The organism is Streptomyces sp. NPDC000410, assembly GCF_040300305.1.
In the GTDB taxonomy this organism is placed as follows: Bacteria; Actinomycetota; Actinomycetes; order Streptomycetales; family Streptomycetaceae; genus Streptomyces.
In genome coordinates, this window is record NZ_JBEPDM010000082.1 from 1 (window position 1) to 18,827 (window position 18,827).

The 18,827-nt window shown below is 70.1% G+C and carries 18 protein-coding genes and 2 pseudogenes; 10 read left to right on the forward strand and 10 right to left on the reverse strand.

The features are described from left to right. The 3 genes from ABT342_RS36355 to ABT342_RS36365 all read left to right on the forward strand — a co-directional run. Positions 1–450: DDE-type integrase/transposase/recombinase (locus tag ABT342_RS36355; protein WP_351583301.1), on the forward strand; the 450-nt coding region annotated here is incomplete at its 5' end. A gap of 702 nt (positions 451–1,152) precedes the next feature. Further along, complete coding sequence (locus ABT342_RS36360; RefSeq protein ID WP_351583303.1) at positions 1,153–1,275, forward strand: hypothetical protein; 123 nt, start codon at positions 1,153–1,155, stop codon at positions 1,273–1,275. Between the two features lie 599 nt (positions 1,276–1,874). Next, entirely contained in the window at positions 1,875–2,048 is a 174-nt protein-coding gene (locus ABT342_RS36365) for a hypothetical protein (RefSeq protein WP_351583306.1), read from the forward strand. A 356-nt stretch (positions 2,049–2,404) separates the two neighbouring features. On the opposite strand, the gene ABT342_RS36370 is transcribed toward ABT342_RS36365, so the two are convergent. After that, entirely contained in the window at positions 2,405–2,656 is a 252-nt protein-coding gene (locus tag ABT342_RS36370) for a hypothetical protein (protein ID WP_351583309.1), read from the reverse strand. A 538-nt stretch (positions 2,657–3,194) separates the two neighbouring features. Here ABT342_RS36370 and kilB point away from each other — a divergent pair. From kilB to ABT342_RS36385, 3 genes are all read left to right on the forward strand, one after another. Next, entirely contained in the window at positions 3,195–3,665 is a 471-nt protein-coding gene (gene kilB, locus ABT342_RS36375; RefSeq protein WP_351583311.1) for a plasmid transfer protein KilB, read from the forward strand. A gap of 215 nt (positions 3,666–3,880) precedes the next feature. After that, positions 3,881–4,078, forward strand: coding sequence for a hypothetical protein (locus ABT342_RS36380; RefSeq protein WP_351583314.1), 198 nt, complete (start codon positions 3,881–3,883; stop codon positions 4,076–4,078). A 464-nt stretch (positions 4,079–4,542) separates the two neighbouring features. Continuing rightward, positions 4,543–5,478 carry an ArsR/SmtB family transcription factor gene (locus ABT342_RS36385; RefSeq protein ID WP_351583316.1) on the forward strand — a complete coding sequence of 312 codons (936 nt, stop codon included), beginning with the start codon at positions 4,543–4,545 and terminating at the stop codon, positions 5,476–5,478. 819 nt (positions 5,479–6,297) lie between these two features. Here the strand turns inward: ABT342_RS36385 and ABT342_RS36390 are convergent. Next, positions 6,298–6,939 carry a TetR/AcrR family transcriptional regulator gene (locus tag ABT342_RS36390; RefSeq protein ID WP_351583318.1) on the reverse strand — a complete coding sequence of 214 codons (642 nt, stop codon included), beginning with the start codon at positions 6,937–6,939 and terminating at the stop codon, positions 6,298–6,300. Between the two features lie 81 nt (positions 6,940–7,020). Between ABT342_RS36390 and ABT342_RS36395 the strand changes: the two genes are divergently transcribed. Continuing rightward, positions 7,021–8,631 (forward strand): serine hydrolase domain-containing protein, encoded by a 1,611-nt coding sequence (locus ABT342_RS36395; RefSeq protein ID WP_351583321.1) that lies wholly within the window; start codon positions 7,021–7,023, stop codon positions 8,629–8,631. 536 nt (positions 8,632–9,167) lie between these two features. Here ABT342_RS36395 and ABT342_RS36400 read toward each other — a convergent pair. The 4 genes and pseudogenes from ABT342_RS36400 to ABT342_RS36415 all read right to left on the reverse strand — a co-directional run. Further along, entirely contained in the window at positions 9,168–9,491 is a 324-nt protein-coding gene (locus tag ABT342_RS36400) for a hypothetical protein (RefSeq protein WP_351583324.1), read from the reverse strand. A gap of 56 nt (positions 9,492–9,547) precedes the next feature. Further along, on the reverse strand, positions 9,548–10,264 hold the full coding sequence (locus ABT342_RS36405) for a hypothetical protein (RefSeq protein ID WP_351583327.1): 717 nt from the start codon (positions 10,262–10,264) through the stop codon (positions 9,548–9,550). Between the two features lie 4 nt (positions 10,265–10,268). Further along, entirely contained in the window at positions 10,269–11,642 is a 1,374-nt protein-coding gene (locus tag ABT342_RS36410; RefSeq protein WP_351583342.1) for an FG-GAP repeat domain-containing protein, read from the reverse strand. A 15-nt stretch (positions 11,643–11,657) separates the two neighbouring features. Then, positions 11,658–11,813, reverse strand: a pseudogene (locus ABT342_RS36415) (FG-GAP repeat domain-containing protein); the annotation flags it as partial. A 451-nt stretch (positions 11,814–12,264) separates the two neighbouring features. On the opposite strand from ABT342_RS36415, the gene ABT342_RS36420 reads away from it, so the two are divergent. After that, complete coding sequence (locus tag ABT342_RS36420; RefSeq protein ID WP_351583344.1) at positions 12,265–12,483, forward strand: hypothetical protein; 219 nt, start codon at positions 12,265–12,267, stop codon at positions 12,481–12,483. A 298-nt stretch (positions 12,484–12,781) separates the two neighbouring features. Here the strand turns inward: ABT342_RS36420 and ABT342_RS36425 are convergent. Further along, positions 12,782–12,979: pseudogene (locus ABT342_RS36425) on the reverse strand (hypothetical protein); the annotation flags it as partial. A gap of 120 nt (positions 12,980–13,099) precedes the next feature. On the opposite strand from ABT342_RS36425, the gene ABT342_RS36430 reads away from it, so the two are divergent. Further along, positions 13,100–14,218, forward strand: a complete 1,119-nt coding sequence (locus ABT342_RS36430) for a glycoside hydrolase family 113 protein (protein ID WP_351583330.1) — start codon at positions 13,100–13,102, stop codon at positions 14,216–14,218. Positions 14,219–14,371: 153 nt separating this feature from the next. Here ABT342_RS36430 and ABT342_RS36435 read toward each other — a convergent pair whose 3' ends face one another. Together ABT342_RS36435 and ABT342_RS36440 are read right to left on the reverse strand one after the other, a co-directional pair. Further along, a complete protein-coding gene (locus ABT342_RS36435) occupies positions 14,372–14,575 on the reverse strand; it encodes a cold-shock protein (RefSeq protein WP_351235936.1) in 204 nt (67 codons plus the stop codon). Positions 14,576–15,114: 539 nt separating this feature from the next. Then, positions 15,115–15,354 (reverse strand): hypothetical protein, encoded by a 240-nt coding sequence (locus ABT342_RS36440; protein ID WP_351583335.1) that lies wholly within the window; start codon positions 15,352–15,354, stop codon positions 15,115–15,117. 849 nt (positions 15,355–16,203) lie between these two features. Between ABT342_RS36440 and ABT342_RS36445 the strand changes: the two genes are divergently transcribed. After that, positions 16,204–18,111, forward strand: coding sequence for a hypothetical protein (locus ABT342_RS36445; RefSeq protein WP_351583337.1), 1,908 nt, complete (start codon positions 16,204–16,206; stop codon positions 18,109–18,111). Positions 18,112–18,511: 400 nt separating this feature from the next. Here the strand turns inward: ABT342_RS36445 and ABT342_RS36450 are convergent. After that, on the reverse strand, positions 18,512–18,827 hold a 316-nt coding region (locus ABT342_RS36450; RefSeq protein WP_351583339.1), incomplete at its 5' end, for a hypothetical protein.

Consider the following 18,827-nt stretch of genomic DNA (forward strand, 5'->3'; position numbering starts at 1 on the left):
TGGCTCTACCTCGCCTGCTGGCTGGACCTGGCCACCCGCGAGGTCGTCGGCTACACCATGGCCGACCACCACCGCGCCGAGCTCGTCGTCGATGCCCTTGACATGGCCCACGGCCGGGGCGGACTGGAACCCGGCTGCGTGATCCACAGCGATCGCGGCAGCGAATACACGTCGACCCAGTTCCGGGAACGAATAGGGAAGTTCGGGCTGCGACAGAGCTGCGGACGCACCGGATCATGTTTCGACAACGCCGCCGCGGAGAGCTTCTGGGCCCTGCTCAAAGAAGAGATCGGCACCCGCACCTGGCCCGACCGGGCCACCGCCCGAGCCGAGGTCTTCAACTTCATCGAGACCTTCTACAACCGCCGCCGCCTGCGCAAGCACAAGACCTTCGGCTACCTCACCCCGGCCGAGACCAGGCAGCGGCATCAGCACGCCCTCGCGGCATAACCATCGAGTGTCCGAGATCACGGGGAAACTTCACCCTTGCCGCCGGAGCTGGGATGGGCCCAGCAGCGGTGCCCGCATCATGCACAAGGCGAAGAAGGCCTGACCCATAAGGGGGATGGGCAGGATCGGCGGGAAGAAGATAAGGAACCAGAGAGGGAGGAGCAGGAGCCCGGCCAGCGGGCCCCGGAACTCCACACCAGTGCGGGTGTTGGCCAGCCCGTAGAGGAAGCTGATCAGGATGGACGGGATCCCGATGAACGCGGCGAGAACCAGCCACTCGTCCTTCGCGAGACTGAATTCCGCCGACAGTTACGCCTCCACGGCAGCCCAGGTGATCGTGAAAGTGATGGCGTAGCGGACCATCAGGTCGACAAGCCGCAGCCAGATGACCCCCAGGTTCCGCCACGGTGTGCTCGCGTCCACAGCCCGCTCCCCTCATGGCACAACTGATTTGCGTGGCACGCCAGAGCGGCGGCCGGTGCGTGACATTCTGCCAGTAGTCATTGAACGCGTTCAATAAAGCTGTGAGGCTTCGCCAACGCCACCACCTTCACGACTCCCCTCGGTTGGGGGCGTGGCACGTGCGGGACCCCCGGCCTGGTGTCCTGTCACATGGCCATGCTGCGACCGAAGATGCTTTGCATGGACTTCGCCCGTGGTGGTGTTCAGCCGGCCTTGGGAGGTTCCTCAGTCCGGCCTCGTGTGCTGGCGAGGCGATACGAGCCGCGCTGGCGGCTGGCCGCAGACGCCGCCGAGCGGGACACGCCGACCCGTCTCGCCGAGGCCTGCCCCGAGACCACTCTCAGCTACGAGCAGGTCCCCTGACCGGCACCCATTCCAGGCGCGGGCCGGCGATGGCCGCCCGCCCGCACTCGGGGGCAGGGCCGTGGGCGGCCGGTGCTTCGGGCTCCGTCCTGTCGGACGCCGTGCTCCAACCGTACGGGGGGAGAGGCCTGCGGCAAGGCGCTGTTCGGGCGGCACGGGTGACCGGACCGGGCATTTGACGGAGCCGAAATCGACGCGGTCACACGGGCTGGGTGCGGGCGGCGCACAGTGGGGTTGTGGATGTCGAGCGGGTGGCCGGGGAGCTGTACGGGCTGAGGCCGTCGGAGTTCATCGCGGCGCGGGGCGCGTATCGCCGAGGCGCGGAAGGCGGGGGACGTGGTGGTGGCGAAGGCGATCTCTGGGCTGCGGCGGCCGGCGATCGCGGCGTGGGCGGCGAACCTGCTCGTACGTGAGCGGCGTCAGGAGGCGCTGCAGTTTGTGGAACTGGGAGTCGCAGGAGGCGCACCGGACGCTTGACGCCGAGCGGCTGCGGGCCGGCAGTAGCACCAGCTGGTGGGCGTGCTGGCTCGCACGGCAGTTGGGCTGGCCCGCGGGGCGGGGCAGCCGGTGAGTGTGCGGTGCTGCATGGGATCGAGCAGATGCTTCACGGTGCCCTCGCGCACCTGGACGTCGCCGAGCTGTGGGTGAAGGGTCGGCTTGTGAAGGTCCCCGAGGCGGCGGTCGATTTCGCCGCCATCGCCCCGGAGCCGGTGCCGTACCGCTCGGCCCCCGGTCGAGCAGTAGCCGGAGCGGAAGAAGGAGCCGGGCCGTGAGGCGGCCCGGCGGCACGACCTCGTGCGCGCTCGTGCGGCGGCGCAGCAGGCCGATGCCGAGGCCACCCGGCTCGAGCAGGAGTTCGGCGAGGCGCAACAGGGGCAGCAGGCCGCGGCGACGAAGGTGAAGGAGGCGGCCTAGCGGGCCCGCCGCCTGGAGCACGAGCTGCAGGAGGCGCGGCAGGCCAAGCTCGACGCAGAGGCAGCCACGGCGAAGGCCGGCACGGAGGTGAAGACTGCGGAGCGCACTCTGCGGGAGGCGCGCGGATCCGCCGAGCGGGCCCGCCGCGAGGTTGAGCGTCTGGAGCAGCGGGGCGAGCGGTGGTCAGGGATGTTCGGCGAAGGCCTTCAGCACGTCAGCATTCAGGGCTGTCGTCATCGATCGGCCGCAGGCGGCGTCGGGCCTCCTCCAGCCGTACGTCGTAGTCGGGGAAGAACAGGTCGGGGAGCATCTTGTCCAGCTGGCCGGCGATTCTATGGATCGGTGCCCATGCGGTTGGATCGTCGACGGTGCTGATGAGGTCGGTCATCTGCAACCGCTCCAACCAGTCCGACAGGATCGTCGCTTCGTCACGGGTGAGCTTGATCGTGATCTCTAGGTCTTCCATCACGGCCCCACCCTTTGAAACAGGCGACTCATCGTTCGAGGGCACAACCTACCGATCGCCAGGTTCGTGAGACCGACCAGCCTTCACTCGGGCGGGGCACGTGCCGTCATCTCTCCATCTCTCGCCGACATTCACGAGCGGATTGATCACCAACTGCCTCCACACCCCATTGACAAACGCTGTTCCTGGAGAGGTTCTGGCACACATTCCGTGAACGATGTCGACTCGGGCTCCACCAGCCTCCTGTGGCATCCAAACCGCGCAGCTCGCGCGGTGCGTACTCCTGCTCACGGAGAACCTGCAAGATCGTTCACGGAATGTGTGCCAGAACCCGGCTTGGCTCTGGCGCAACTTCTGTGGTGAGGCCCCGGCGCTCGGCAGATCGGGTCAGTGGACGTGAGGAACCGGCAGGTCAGTCGGTTGGTCTCCACACACGAGCACGAGCGGTCACGGCACAGCTCCACAGAAGTTGAGCCAGAACCTGTTCTCGTGAACAAAGCCACCACCGAAACCGACTATCTGAGAGGACCCACACTTGATGTCCATATGGCCTTCGATCGTTGCCGTACTCGGTACCCTCGCCGGTGCCTTGACCGCCGGGCTCCTTCAGCATCGTTCGGCACGCACCGCACGCGCCGAGGATCGCGCCGACAGCCACCGCCAGGACCAGCTCGGCGCCGTCACCGACTTCGCGGCCGCCCTGGACGCGCACCGCTCGGCGATGTTCCACCGGGAGCGTCTGGCTTTGACCGAGGCAGGCGCCGAGCAGCAGCTGGAGGCCCAGACGAGGTCTCACGACACCCGGGCGGCAATCACCGCGCCCCACCTCCGCCTTCAGGTCCTGGTCCCCGAGCTGGCCGGCCCCGCCCAGCAGGCCGCAGATGCCACATACGCGCTGCGCAAGGCGACCAGACGCACCGAGCTGGACGCACGGCGGCATGCGGCCAAGGAAGCGTCGGTCGCCTTCGTCGCCGAGGCCGCCACGCTGCTGAGCCCCAACAACCGCTGACTGAGCGCCTCCCGGGCGCCGTGCGTCAGCGGGCAACGGTGGCCCCTATGCGTCCCGCTGTGCCGGCCGGGGTACGACACTCGTGACCCGGGGAGGCCACATGAACTGTCAGCGGTGCGGTGCCGGAGCCATCCAAGACGGCAGCGGCCGGTGGTGGTGTACCAATCAATGCGGCTGGTCCTCCGGGAACGGTCCGGCCCCGGTAAGGTCCCAGCATGACCACGCCTGAGGCAGCCGAGCCCACGGCCACCGGCTACGAGATCACTCGCACGGAGTGCAAGCGCTGCGGCAGTGAAGTCTTCGGCATCGATGGGCGCTATGCCTGTTCCGTCTGTGCTTGGGTGAATCACTGGTCCGAGGGGCACCGCGCGCTTCCCGAAGCGCGGGACGACGCTGACTGCCCGGAGAAGTAGCAAAAGCGCCCTCCCAGAACCGGGAGGGCGCGTTTCGTGTGAGGGCGCGCATCGAGTCGTGATCATCGGGTGGTCCTGGTGAGGTCTTTGATCCAGATCATCGAGGCAGAAACGGATCCTCCGGCCTCGTCCCCCTCAGCCTGGCCGAACTCAGACGCCTGATCCACCGCCTCGCCCAACGCCACCCGGCACCCATCGACCACGTCCTGCACTGGTCCAACTGGCGACGCAGACAACAACACCAAGCCCGCCACAGCCACTACAAACGACGCGGCCACACACCACCAGAAACTGCCCAACCATCAGACCAAACACCGTTGCAGTACTAGGTTCCGTGCGACGATTCGAGGACGCTCGAATCCGTGCGCGCAGGGGGCCGCATGATGCAACTCACGGTCGACGTAGCCGGATTGGCGCGTTCCAGGTTCGTAGTGTCTCCGCTGCAGCAAGTCAGCGGCACTCTCATGCCGTGGGGTCTCGCCCCGCGGGGCGACGTCGACCCGTGGCTGGCCAGAGCCCGCCGGTCCCTGCGCCGGGCTGGGCTGCCGCTGCTGAACGCGATGGCGCTTGAAGGGTCCGGGTACGTTCCCGACTTCCTCAGCCCGTATCCGTCCTGTCCCGCCCCCACCATCGAGGACGAGCTGGAGCTCGTGGCCGGTACCGCGCCGGACCGGGTCATCGGTGAGCTGGAGTTCGTCCGCCGCGGGCTGCCGCGGGTCGGTCTGCCTGGGCGCGAGCCCTCGGAGACCCTCCGCCGCGCGATGACCCGTGGCGGCCGCCACGTCGCCCGGCAGGCCGCCATCGAACTGCGCCGATACTGGCAACTGGCCTTCGCGCCTCACTGGCCCACGGCCAGGTCCCTCCTCGACGCAGAGGTCGACCGGCGTGCCGCCATCGTCGCCAGGCGCGGGGCGCATGAGCTGTTCAATTCCCTGCACCCCGGCATCACTTGGGACAACGGCACATTGCGTATCGAAAGCCGTTTCGACGGGTGCCTGGACGTGCCCTTGGTGGTGCTGGTCCCCTCGCTCGTCGCGCAGGTCCCCGTAGTGGCCATCGACCTGCTCGAACGCCCCGACCAGTGGCCCCCGCTCGTGCACTACCCCCTGACGCCGCAGGCGTCTCCTGCACACGACGCGCCCGCCGGCCTCGCCGGCCTGGTCGGCTCGACCCGAGCCAAACTGCTCACCGCCCTGGCCCGTCCGTCCAGTACGTCCGAGCTGGCCGCGCGGCACTTCCTCAGCCCCGCGACCGTCTCGTATCACCTCGGCGTCCTGCGTCGAGCAGGCCTCGTGAGCCCCGTGCGTGACGGCCGCTACGTGCTGTACGGGCATACGGCGCAGGGCACCCGACTCGCCACCGACAGCCCCCTCAGCGGACGTCGCCAGCCCGCGCCATAGATCGCATGCAATCAGGTGCAGCCATAGGGCCGGTTCTCAACCCCGCCTGGCTTCGGCCCCGGCCCAGCTCGACTTGACCCGACTCGGTACCCGGGTTCTGTTCCGGCCGAGGCCCTGGCTTGTCCAGGCCCGGGGCCCTGGTTGGCTCTGCCGCAGTCCTGCGCCAGTTCGCCAACGGCATGACGTCGAACGGACCTCGACAAGATCACCAACAGCATCCAACCTCGCGGCGCTCGGTGATGAGGTGGTCGCCGCACAGCCAGGACGACCACACCCGGTCCGGGGGGAGGTGGCGGTCGGCCTCCAGATCGTAGAAATCGGCGGCGATCGACGACGTGGGGAGCTTTGCCGCGGCCGCCAGGGTCTGGTCGGACGCGTCGGTGCGGTAGATGTTCGCCGTTCGTTTGGCACTGCTTGCGGGTCAGGGCTGGGCGGGGCTGTGAGCCGCGGGTTTCGAGCTCTGGGTCGGTCTCGTTGGTGTTGATCAGTTTGGGTGGTTGGTCGGTCAGGTTCGCTGGGTGGCTGTTGTAGCGGTGCAGGGGTGTGGTCCCCGTGGACGGCGAGGGCGGTCATGAGGTGCTGTTCGTGGGGGTGGAGCTGGTCCCGGGCTCGTTGCTGGGTACGGATTCACTTTGTGGTGTTGTTCGGGAAGGTGCGGCCGGCGCTGTAGTAGGCATGGGCTTGGCGCCAGCTGTGGTTCCAGTTGCGGTTTCGGGGGTGGGGCCAGGGCGCGGGCGCGTTCAGCGGTGAGGCCGAGCCGCCTCGTGGGCGACCTGGTGGGTGGTCAGTTACTGCGGGCACCCTCAGGGGACGCGCCACCTATCCTGCGTACTGGCGGCACTCGCCGGTGAAGACGGTGGCGATTTCGGCGTCGAGCAGCGGGGCCACGAACTGGGTCACGGTTGCTCCCGCTGTGCCCTCGGGCTCGCGGTAGACCTGGAGTGCGAGCCCCTCCATCACGGCGGCGAGGCGCACGGCGGCGGGCAGCGGGTCCAGGTGCTCGTCGACCTCGCCGCACTCCTTGCCGTTGTGGACGGCGCGGGCGATGTCCTCACGCAGTTTCCGTGCGGTCTCGGTGTCGACCGCGGCGAGGGCTGGGGCGTCGAGGGCGCGGCCGGCGAACGCGCGGGCCACGCGGTACTCGGTGCGGCGGGCCTCGTCCAGGGGGATGTACTCGGTCATCACCTCCGCCATGACGCGTGCGATGGGCCGCTTGTGCTCGACGCCGTCCCTGATGCGCTCCTCGACGCGGGCGCGGATGTGGGCGGAGACCTCGCGGAAGGCGTGGAGCAGCATCTCGTCCTTGTTGCGGAAGTAGTGCTGCACCAGGCCCACGGACATGCCCGCGGTGGCGGCCGTCCGCGCGACGGTGACGGCGTCGAGCCCGTGCTCGGAGATCAACTGGCTGACGGCGCCGACGATCTGACGGCGGCGCTGTTCGTGGTCGGCGGTTCTCGGCACTTGATAACCGTACCAGCGTACGGTTATAACCGTATCTCCATACGGTTATCGGCCTGTGCCCCACGGAAGGACGAGTTCCTCATGCCCAGCCTGCTCCGACGCGCCGCCGCAGCGGCGACCGCCCTCCTGCTCGGCCTGCTTCCCTTAGGCGAGGCGCCGGCAGCGGCGCGCCCACCCGTCCCGGCGGACCGTATTGCGGCGATGGACGCCTACGTGCGCGAGCGCATGGAGGCCACCCGTACGCCCGGGCTCGCCTACGCCGTGGTCGGACTTGACGGGCCGATCCACGCACGCGCCTGGGGAACGGACGGGTACGGCGAACGGGTCACGGCCGAAACCCCCTTCCTGTGGGGCTCGGTCGCCAAACCGATCGCCGCGAGTGCCGTGATGACCCTCGTGCAGGACGGACGGCTCCGACTCGACGACCCGGTCGTCGACCACCTGCCGGCCTTCCGCTTCGGCGGCCACAGCCACGCCTCGCGGGTCACCGTCCGCCACCTGCTCCAGCAGACCGCCGGCCTTCCCGAATCGGCCACCCTCGAGGTCGCCGACTGCGTCGACGCCGACTGCCCGGGCGCGGCGGAGCGCGTCGCCGAGCTGGACGGCGTACAGCCGCTCGGCCCGCCCGGCACCACGTACGCGTACAGCAGCGCCAACTACCTCGTCCTGGCCGCCGTGGTCGAGTCCGTGACCGGCCGGTCCTTCGCCGACCATCTCATGGACAGTGTCCTGCGTCCGGCCGGCATGGACGGGGCGATCGCCGACCGGGAGTCCGCGCGCGAGCGGAATCTTCCGCCCGGGCACCAGCTCCTTTGGGGTGTGCCGTCCGCAATCGTCGACGGTGTGGACGACGCCGGTGCCGCCTACGGCTACACCGGCGGGGACCTGAACGACCTCGCGGCCTTCGCCTCCCTCCAACTCCGGTCCGGGAAGGCCGGCAACGGCACGACCGTCCTTACCCCCGAGTCCATCCGCCTCATGCGCGACCCCGGCCGACTCCACCCGTCCGGCGCCGCAACCGGATACGGACTCGGCTGGCGCGTCGGCGGCCTCGAGGCCCCCCTCGACACCGCGATCTGGCACACCGGCGCCACCCCCGGCTACTCCGCCATGCTCTTCCTCCTGCCGGACCGGAACACCGCCCTCGTCCTCCAGCAGAACCTCCACGGCCTCCTTCACGACGGAGCGGCCATGCAGGTCGGATTCGGCGCCGCCCGCATCCTCGCCGGAGGCACCGCCCCCACCGACGTGCCCTCGGCCGCGCCCTACCACGTCACCGTCTGGGGCCTCACCGCCCTGGCCCTCGTCCTCCTCGCCGCGGCCTTCCACTCGGCCCGCCTGCACCGCCGACGGCCCGCGCCCCGCCGCATCGCCCCCACCGTCCTGTGGTGTCTGGCCGGCACCCTGCCTGGGATCCTCCTGGCGGCAGCCCTCACTCTCGTCGGCCCCAGGGCACTGTGGACCTGGACGCCCGACGTGTTCATCGCACTGTGCGCGGCAGCCGCCGCCGGGGCAGCCACCCTTGCCCTGCGGCTCGCGACCGCGTACGCCGGCAGGGGCACCAGACGGACGCATCAGCGGATGCGCGGATGGCCGGCTCAGGAGCGTACGTCCCCGAAGTCGGGCCCGGCGAGGCGTCGGGGCGTTCGGTGCGCTGCGCGGCCGGGTTCTGGACAGGGCGGCTGTCGGTGACCTGGTAGGCGGCCTGCCGTTCAGGGGTGCCGTCGGCCTTCATGGCCGTGGCCGCGGCCCCGGCCTGGACGATGCCCGAGCTGCTCTCGCCCCAGGATGTCGACCCCGCTGACCCGGAGCCGGGAGACGAGCGCCAGTCGGCGATGGCGGCGCTGCGGGCTCTGAAGGAGTCGCGCACCGACGTGGAAAGCCAAGGCATCACCACCACCCAGCCACTGGCCGCCGCCTCAGCCGGCCCCCGGACACCGGGGCAGCCGCACGATCCCGCCATCCGCGTGGTGCGCCTGGCACGGCGGATACCGGCGCAACGCTCGGCAGCGGTGGGGGAGGAGAAGCAGGTGCGGACGTATCACCACCGGTGGCCCGTGCGCATGCACAAGGTCCGCCAGTGGTATCCGTCCGCTCAGGAGCACCGCCTCATCTGGCGCGGGCCCTACGTCAAAGGCCCAGCTGACGCGCCCCTGATGCCGGGAGAGAAGGTCTACGTGGCTGATGCGTGGCTCCCGTGGGCGGGGACTCGTCCACGCATCGCTCGTTCACCGATCCCCCGCGGCCGGCTGCCCCGCCCGCAGTTCCCGCCGCAGTGCGCGCAGCGCGGTACGTTCCTCTGCGCGACGCCGCAGCCAGGCACGCCGTCGCTTGCGTGTGATGAAGAGGAGAAGGCCCAGGGCAAGGAAGCCGCCGACGGTGAGGATGGCGATGAGCCAGGGGAAGTAGGACAGCCGGACCGTGTTGCTGTTCACGGTCTTCGCCGCGCCGCCGGGAACCGTGGCGGTCACCGAGGCGGTGACCGCGCGGCGGCCGAGATCGGGGAGGTCGGTCAGGCGGCCGGTGACGGTGGCGCTGCCGCCGGGGATCACGTAGATCCCCGCGGGGGTGAGCGGGACGGTACGCGTGGAGCTGCCGCCGGTGATGTTCAGCGTGCCGGCGAAGGTGTAGAGGACTTGCCCGTGTTGCGTACGGTCACGGTGGACTCCTCGCCGCCGCCCACAGGCCGGTGTTCCAGTTCCGTGAGGGAGACCTGGAGGTCGGCGGTGCCGGGGACGGTGAGTTCGACGAGCCGGGCGATACGGGTCTCGGTGTTCACCCCGCCGCTGACCGCGGGGGTGCGCAGCGCGGTGACCAGGCTGCCGAGATAGCTGCCCGGCGGGGTGCCGTCGGGGACCGCGAGGGAGAAGCGGACCGTGGCGCGGCTCTTCGGCCGCACGGTGACGGTGGCCTCGGAGTCCAGCTTCAGCCAGGCCCCGACCGCGGCCATCTTCTGGCCTTCTTGCGCGGGGGCCAGGCCGCCGCCGGCCGCGTTGGTGACGTCGGCGCCGTAGACGTGGAAGGTCCGGGCCTCGTCGCTCTCGTTGTAGATGACCGCGGAATCCTCGATCCGGGCGCCGGCCTTCAGCGCGTACCCGAAGTGCCCGCCGGTCAGCGTCGTCAGACCGTAGAGCCCGGCCTGCACGCCGAACGGCGCGCCCGCGGCGGATTCCGGTGGAGTGGGCGATGGTGCGGGGGCCGGCGCTGCCTGCGCGCCCGGCGCCAGAGCGAGCACGAGGCCCGTGAGGAGGAGGCTCCACAGGGCGGGGAACCGTGCCCGGTGGGTGGCGGTGGCGCCGCCCTGGGCGCGCAGACAGCTGTTCATGGGATCAGCCGGTGATCGTGTACTGGAGGGTGCCGCCGTACGAGCCGGGGACTGTCTCCGCGGGGATGTTCCACTGCGCCGTCGACCCGTCGTGGGTGAAGACACCGCGGGTGCCGCCGTCGCCGGTCGCCATCGTCACGGCCGGGGAGAGGCTGGTGCCCGGCTGCGGGTTGGCGCCCTTGGGGAAGTAGCCGCCAGGGCCGGGCTTGGCGATGCCCGTCCACTGACCGCCGGTCCCGTTGATGGATCGGCCGGTCGTGATCAGCAGATTGTTCCACCCGATGGTGTCCTTGCCGCTGACCAGGTCGGTGGTGGCAACGGTCACCGACCAGGGGGCGGTGGTGGAGAGGGTGTCGGTGTACGTGAACCTGCCGAGTCCGGCCGGGGTGCTGACGGTGCCGGGTGTCAGCGTGCCGAAGTTGACGGCCGGCAATTTCACCTCCATCGACAGGACACCGGGCGCCTTGGCGACCTGCGCCGCCATCGACTGGGCCGTGCGGTTCGGCCTGGAGGTGTTCAGCAGCACCTGCGCCGCGACGCCCGCAGCAGTGGAGCCGGCCGCCAGGTCGGGCCGACCGTCTGCGTTCAGGTCTGCGACGGCGTACGCGCCGCCCCCGCCTGCCTTCGCGACGTACAGCGGGCCGGTGTTGCGGAAGGTGCCCGTGCCGTCGCCGAGGAGGACGGTGGGCTGGTTGTCGGGGCCGTTGTTGGTGACCAGGTCCGGCTTGCCGTCCGTGTTGACGTCGGAGATGGCCACGCCCTCAAGAGCGATGCCGCCGACCGGGTAGGTGACCGGGGCGCCGAAGTCTCCGGCACCGTCGCCGAGGAAGACGGTGATCTTCCGGTCCATGTGCGCGACGGCCACGTCCGGCTTGCCGTCGCCGCTCACGTCGCCGAGGGCGATGCCGCGGCCGAGGGAGACGCCGTCGGCGAAGCGGGTGGCCGGGCCGAGACGGCCCTTGCCGTCACCGAGGAGGACGGATATGTCGGAAGTATCCAGGTTCACGGTGACCACATCGGGCTTGCCGTCGCCGTTCACATCCCCGGCCTTCAAGCCCATAGGGCTCAGCCGGCTGGCGGAGTAGCTGCTGGGCCGGCCGCCACCGACGTAGTAGTTGCTCGCGGTGCCCAGCGCGCCGGTGCCGTCGTTGGTCCACACCGAGACGTTGTCGCCGTTGGAGTTGGAAGTCAGCACGTCGGGCTTGGCGTCACCGTTCATGTCGGCGACCGTGATGTCTACGGGAAACATGGCGTTCGTCGACTCGTTGACCAGCGTCGGCGCGAAGTAGGAGGTGGCCGGGGCGAAGCCGCCCTTGCCGTCACCGAGCAGCTCGACGATGCTGCCCATGCTTTCCATGCCGTGCTGCGTGGGCTGCATGGTCTTGGCCGCGGCGACGACCGCGTCCAGTCGGCCGTCACCGTTGAGGTCCGCGAGGGCGACCGCCGTCGGGAAGGTGCCGGTGTCGAGCCCGAAGGAGACACCGGGGCCGAAGCCGCCCTTGCCGTCGCCGAGCGCGGCCACCAGGGTGTTCGATCCCTTGACCGGGGTGACGAGGTCGGCCTTGCACGCCGTTCAGGTCGCCCAGTGCCGGGGCGGTGCCCTTCCCGGAGCCCACGGGCAGCGGGACAGCGGTCGCCCCGCCGAAGGAGACGCTGGGGTCCGGTGCGGCCTGGGCGGCCGGCGCCAGACACAGCCCGGCTACGAGCGCGGCTGCGGAGCCGAGCACGAGCCCGGCTCTGCGTGGTGTGGAAGTCTTCAACGTATCTGCCCCTTGAGGATGTCGCGGCACGCCGACGGGAGGAATCGGCCTGCGGTGCTGTGACGGGTCGGATGCAGTCAACTCCGCCGCGCCGCGAAAGTTCAGTGGTTGTCTCACCAGTTGTGGGGGCCGCTTCGCGGGCATGACCCGGTGATATCTACGATCGGCCAGTCGGCTGCGGGCGGGGACACCCCACCCCCGGTCCCACGCGGTTGCGCTCACAGCCGCGGAGTGCGGCGCGTGAGCGGCAAGGTGTGCGAAGGCAACCCGATAGGGGCGGCGGCAAAGTCCCGGCGGCAGGCCGGAGCCATGGTTCAGACGACCGCCACCACGATGTCCACCACGGCTGCGCGGGCGACACCCTGGGAGCAGGCCCGGGAGCCGGCCTACCGGGCTCCCCGGCCGCTGGCCGCCGGCGCCGTGCCACTGGCCGAAGCCGCCGGGCTGACGCCGGGCTGACGCCGGGCTGACGCCGGGCTGACGCCGGGCTCACGCCGGGCTCACGCCGGGCTGACGCCGGGCTGACGCCGGCCGAAGAACTCTGCGCGCGCCACCGGCTCCCGGCGTTCGACACAGCTGCCATGGACGGGCACGCGGTGGCGGGCACGGGGCCGTGGCGCGTCCGAGGGGAGGTCGCGCGGGCACCGTCCGGGACGGTGCGCGGGTGGCTGGCGGTGAGGTCCATGACGGAGAACGCGCCGTCGTGGATGCGCAGCGCCACCTGGTCGCGGTGGAGGACGTCGAGCACGTCGAGGATGTGCCCGGTGCCGTGTACGAGGCGGAACATCTCGGAGATGTGCACGGTGTCGCCCGGGCGCGCGTGGTCGAGAAGCGCGCGGAACTTCGGGCGCTGGAGGGGGTGGAGGCGGCTGGGGGTGCCCGGGTCCTCCTTGAAGACGACCGGGTCGTCGACGCCGGCCTCGTGTTGGTCAGCAGTGGTTGAGCAATTCCGCATTCTCGTTGACAGGGCTATCCGCTTCTCTCGCCGAAGGTCGAGCGCGGTAGCGACTTTGGTCGAGGGGTGCGAGTCCTTCGGTCGATGCGCCGCCGACGGCACTCCATCCAGGCTGGCGGTATGACCCCAGCACCGATCGCCCGCCGGACCCTGCTCGCAAGCGCCGCGGCCTTGGCCACCGCGGCCCTGGGCACCGCCTGCGCCGCCGACAACGCGCGTGCCCGTACGACGTCCACCGACGCGGCGGCGTCGCCGCGGACCGCCGGATCGCTCACCTACAAGGGCGTCAACTTTGACACGGACCGCGAGGAATGGCGGACGGAGTTCGTCCGCCGGGAGATCGCGGCCATCAGGGAGCAGCTGCACTGCAACGCGATCCTGCTGCTCGGCCACGACCTCGACCGGCTGACGGAGGCTGCGTCGATCGCGGCGGCGCACGGCCTGTTCGTCTGGTTCGAGCCGAGGCAGTTCGACAAGGGCACAGAGCAGACCCTCGCCTTCCTCGGCTCGGTGGCGCGCGCCGCCGAGCGGCTGCGCACCCGACACCCCGGTGTGGGCATCGCGGTCGGCACCGAGCTGACCATCTTTATGTCCGGCCTGGTGCCGGGCAAGGACTACAACGAGCGCGGCCAGGCGCTGGCGCGCCCCGAGTCGGCCGGCTACCAGGAGCGGCTGAACGCCTTTCTGGACCGGGCACTGAAGACCGTACGGCCGCTGTTCAAGGGTCGGGTCACGTATAGCTCAGGGGAGTGGGAGGAGGTCGACTGGCGTGGCTTCGACGTCGTGGGGGTCAATCTGTATCGCAACGCGGACAACAAGATCACGTACATCAAGAAGGTGCGCGCCCTGCATCGGCACGGCAAGCCCGTCGTCATCACCGAGTTCGGCTGCTGCACCTTCACGGGGGCCAAGGAGCAGGGCGGGGCGGGTTTCAACGTGGTGGACTGGGAGCGGGAACCACCGGTGGTCAAGGACGGATATGTGCGTAATGAACGGGAGCAGGCCGACGAGATAGGGGAGCTGCTGGACCTCTACGCGGCCGAGCGGGTGCACGGCGCGTTCGTCTACAACTTCATTTCCCCCGACTCGCCCTACTCTCCGCAGCGCCGCCACGACCTGGACATCGCCAGCTTCGCCCTGGCCAAGACCTTCCCCACCGGGACGCGGCGCGGCTACGCGGAGACCGGTCAGTGGGAGCCCAAGCAGTCCTTCCACACGGTGGCCCGCCGGTTCCGGTGATACGGGCCGACCAGTGCCAAGGGAGCTACCGATTCCCGAGGAGCCGGGCCCAGCACGTTCCGGCACAGCTGCTTGCAGAGCCGCCGTGATCCGAAGCTTGGCACGGCCGAAGACTCACGACGGGAAACTGACCGGCTTAACGGCAGGTCCGGGTCAGGCGGGTGTGACGTTTTCAGCTTGCGGACCCTTGGGGCCCTGAACGACGTCGAACTGAACTTTCTGGCCTTCGTTGAGTTCGCGGTATCCGGTGCTGGCGATGGCCGAGTAGTGGACGAACACGTCCGGGCCGCCACCATCCTGTTCGATGAAGCCGAAGCCCTTCTCCGCGTTGAACCACTTCACAGTGCCGGTAGCCATTTCCATCTCCTTCATGGGGGCGGAGCGAGTCCCGCGTGCGGCGGTTGCCGTTCGATCGTCGCCTTTTGTCCCGGACCAGGGGAAGCAGCCACGCCATGGCACCCTTCCAGAAGGCCACGGACAGCAGGACGAGAAGGGCCGGTCGGGCCCACCTCGCACGCACCGCAGGCAGCTCGATCAGCCGGGATTCAGCGGGGTGATCCGGGTGCCCGCGTGCAACTCCGGGACCAGCGAATGGCTCAACGGCCACTGGACGCCTGGCAGGCCATAGCGTCCATGGCGTGCACTGTCGCGAACGACACCTGCTCGGCCAACCGCGGCGACGCGGCGTGCGCGCCGAGGCCGGGACGGTCGCGCTCGGCGGATCAGGACGCGGCCGGTGCCGCGCGAGGCATCGACATAGAGGCCGACCGAAGAATCCCTGTGCGCCGCTGTGCAACGATCCGCCAGAAGGGCCAGCCGGTAGCACACCCCCGCCCATAGGCAACGTTGGCCCGCCAGCGAACACGGCTGGCGGGCCGAAACGGGGAAAGCCGCAACTACACGAGGAACTTGGCGATCGCCGCCGTCTTGCGCTGCAGCTTCTCGGGGCTCACCGAGGCCAGCTCGGCGGCGATCTTGTCGGCGTGCGTCTTGAGCTGCTTGACCACGGTGGTGTCGGTGTCACCGTCACCCGCTGTCCCCACCTCGGCCAGTCGGGCGGCCTGGAGACAGGTCTGCTCCTGCGGCTCCAGGATGGTCAGCAGGGCGTAGAACTTGGCGAGTTCCTCGGTGGTCATGACGGACTCCAGGGTTCGAGGGAAACGGATCAACTCTCACTCAGGGTATCAAAGAGACTACTTTGCGTTGCTGCGACGTTCGGCGTCGAGATCCTCATACGGCCGCCGTCGTCGTTTGGCCGCCGTCGCGTTTGCGCGCCGGCCCGAGAGTGGCCGCGGGTTTCCGCTCCGACTGCCCGCCCGTAGCGGCTGGTGCCTGTTGGGTGAATCAGGAGCGCTACCGCGGCTCCGGGGCGCGGAGCGGCGGTGCCCGGCAGCGTCGGCCGCTGCCCTGATTCACCCCGTCTCGGAGTTCAGCAACAAGTCCGTCGACGAGGGTCTGCGCTGTCGGCCGCGGCCGGTTCCTGCGCAGGCCGGTCGCATGCCGACCCGCGCACCGGGCCACCCGTTGCCGCTGGGTCGGGACGCACGTGCCCGGCTGGGTAGCGCAGTGCGCGCGCTGCTGGACATGGCCGGCCTGGACGGTGCGTCGGATGCCGTCCGGCCGGCCGTGGTGGTGCCGGCGTCGCGGACGCCGTCGGAGACCGGTGTGGTGGAGATCCGTACGGGTGAGCCGGGCCGGTGGCTGGGGCGCTGCAGGTATGGCCGGAGGCCGGTGTGGGCCTGAGCCTCTGTGGTCACACATATGCCGCTGGGAGGCGCTGCTCGTCCCGGTCTCGATTGGGCAGGGCCGGGACGACCTTGCCCTTGAGGGCGGGTGGACGGGGCGGTGGTGTGCGACCTGGCGGTGCGCCGGGGGTGAGGTGGCGTGCCCGGTTGTGCATCTGAATGACGTGTACGGGGGTGTGGGCCGGTTTCGCCTGGGCTGAGGGCCTTGTCCCACCGCGAGCCGGCGGGGATCATGATCGCGTGCAACACCGAGAGGAACTCCACGAACTGCTCGTGCGCGCCGGGCTCACGGTCGTCGAGGACGTGCGCCCGGGCAGCCTGTTCCCACCGGAGGCCGGCTGGCGCATCGCGCGGGGGATCGCGGCGCCGGACGGCGCGGCCCGGGAAGCGCTCGACGCCGTGTGGTGGCGCCGCCTTGCGGATGCCGACGGCGGGTTTCTGGTGGCCGTCCTCGGGCACAGGATCGGCGGCAACGACTCCTGGTGGACCCGCGTCCGGTACACGGGCGGCGGTGTGCCGGAGTTGACCGGCAACCTCGGGTTCGTGGCGCTCTCCCTCGACGGGCAGGTGCTTCTGGCACAGGTGCCCGGCGCGGACAGGCCTCGGGTGACGGCCCTCGACCGACTGCCGGAGCGGCTGGAGGAGACCGCGGCGGCCGCTGGGCGCGAGACGGAGGTCGAGCGCGCCGAGGTGTGGGCGGCGGTGCCCGGCCGACCTGCGTGGCCTCTGCACTGGGCGGAGGGGATCGGATCCAATCCGGCCGCACCGGACGAACTGCTGATCCGGCTGCTGGATGTGGCGGAGGGCTTCCTGCACGGATGCGACCGGCCCGCCGTCCTCGACGCCGCCGTTGCGCACCCCGATCCGCGGGTGCGGTCGACACCCGCCGACACCTTCCGGCCCAAGCTCACGTCCGATCAGTGGATACGCCTGGTCCGCGCCGAACCATCGCCGAGCCGGCGCGTGCTCTGGGCCGAGCATGCCTACGCCTGGGGCGTCGAACTCCCCGAGGACCTGTACGACGACCTCCTCGCCGGCCCGTCCCGCGCCCAGGCCGCCGAACTCCCCGGGCTCCCCGCCCACCACCTCCCGAGCCTCGCCGCCGACGCCGATCCCCGGGTGCGGGCGACTGCCTGCGCCCGGTGGGAGGACCTCGCCGCGCCACTGCGGGAGCGGCTGCTGGCCGACACCGACGACGCGGTGCGAACGGCGGCGCTGCTTGCCCACCACACCAGCGTCCCCATGCCTCGTGAGGTCTTCACCGCGCTGCCCGCGCCCCGGCGAGCGCTCGAACAGTGCCGTCTCGCTCCTGGGCTGGAGGCGGAGCTGGTCCGGGACGGGGACGCGGAGGTACGCCGGGCACTGGCCGCCAACCCGCGGCTCGGGGCGCGTAGTGTCGCCGTCCTGGCGCAGGACCCCTACGACGACATCCGCTCGGTGGTGGCGCTGCGACCTGACCTCACCGAGGAGCAGCGTGCCGCAGTGCGCTACGACTTCGACCCGGCGTCGATGTCGCACACTCTGCCCTGGGTCGAGAGCCTGCACGGCGACACCGACGCAATGCGCCGCCTGGCCGTATCGTCCCATCCGCTCATCCGCCGCAGCGTGGCCCGTGCCCGGCATCTCCCACCGGACGTAGTGGAGCGTCTGGCCAGGGACGAGGACCGGACGGTCCGCCTGTTCCTCGCCGAATCGTGCGACGACGCGCCGGCCGAGATGCTGCTGGAGGTCTGGCGCTGGTGGGACGGCAGCTTCAGCCACCCCGGCCGCCCCCGCAGCCACCCCAACTTCCCCCGCACGGGCCTGCTGCGTCACGTCGGCGACCCCATCGGGCGGATGCGGCGCCTGGCCCTGGACGATCCGGAGTCCACGCCTGCCGACGTCGCGCGTCTCGCCCGCGATCCCGAAGCCGAGGTGCGCTGCCGTGCGGCTGAGGACCCCCGGCTGTCACCGGCCGACGCAGTGCGTCTGCTGAACGACCCGGCGGACTACGTCCGCAGGACCGCGATACGCAATCCGCAGCTGCCGGCCCGCGTCCTTGTGGGGCTGCTGCACGACCGCGCCACGGCACGCGCGGCGGTCACCAACCCGGCGATCCCGATCCCCGTCCTGCACCGCATCGTGGCCGCGGCAGCCGGGGCGGCCTGACGCTGAACTCCGGCATGGCTCAGCCAGGACAGCGGTGCGTGCGTAGCGCCAGGTGCATGCTGCCGAGGGTCTCGACCAGGCATTACGACAGTTGTCTTGCCAAGGCGACAGTGAGCGTGACGAGTCACGCTCACCATCAACCAGCCGATATCGCGCGGGCGGGGAGTCGCAGGAGCCCCCACAGCACCTGTCGCGGCAGCAATGAGCCAGTGACGAAGCAGGTGCGGCGCGACGGGGACGTGCCGCACCAGATGTCTGACGGTAGCCAGTACGAAGCTGTCAGGGAGGAGAAGTTGAGAACCAGCCGCAGCCTGACCCGTTTCGGCCCGGCCGCTGCGCCAGGGACAAGCAGAGGGTGGACGCCCGCTTCGACGGCGGTACAACATCGGAGGACTGCAGATCAGGCACTGATGAGACCGGCGTGGGCCACGTAGATGTACGTCGCCGAATCGGAGCCGATGTCGCGGATGAGGGACTTCCAGCGCGCCTCGAACTCCGTCTCGTTGCCTCGTGTGATGCATCGATGGTGGCCGATCACTCTCGCGAGCTTTTTGGTGCGGACGTTGAGGTTGCGGCGGTACTGGCCCGCACCGTGGCCTGATCCACGGGGTAGATCCAGGATGAAGCTTCCCCTTGATCGTGGGCACCTGGAGACTGGGATCTTGAGGTTCCAGAGGAAGTAGCACCAGGTGGGAAGCAAGTACACGAAGCGGTAC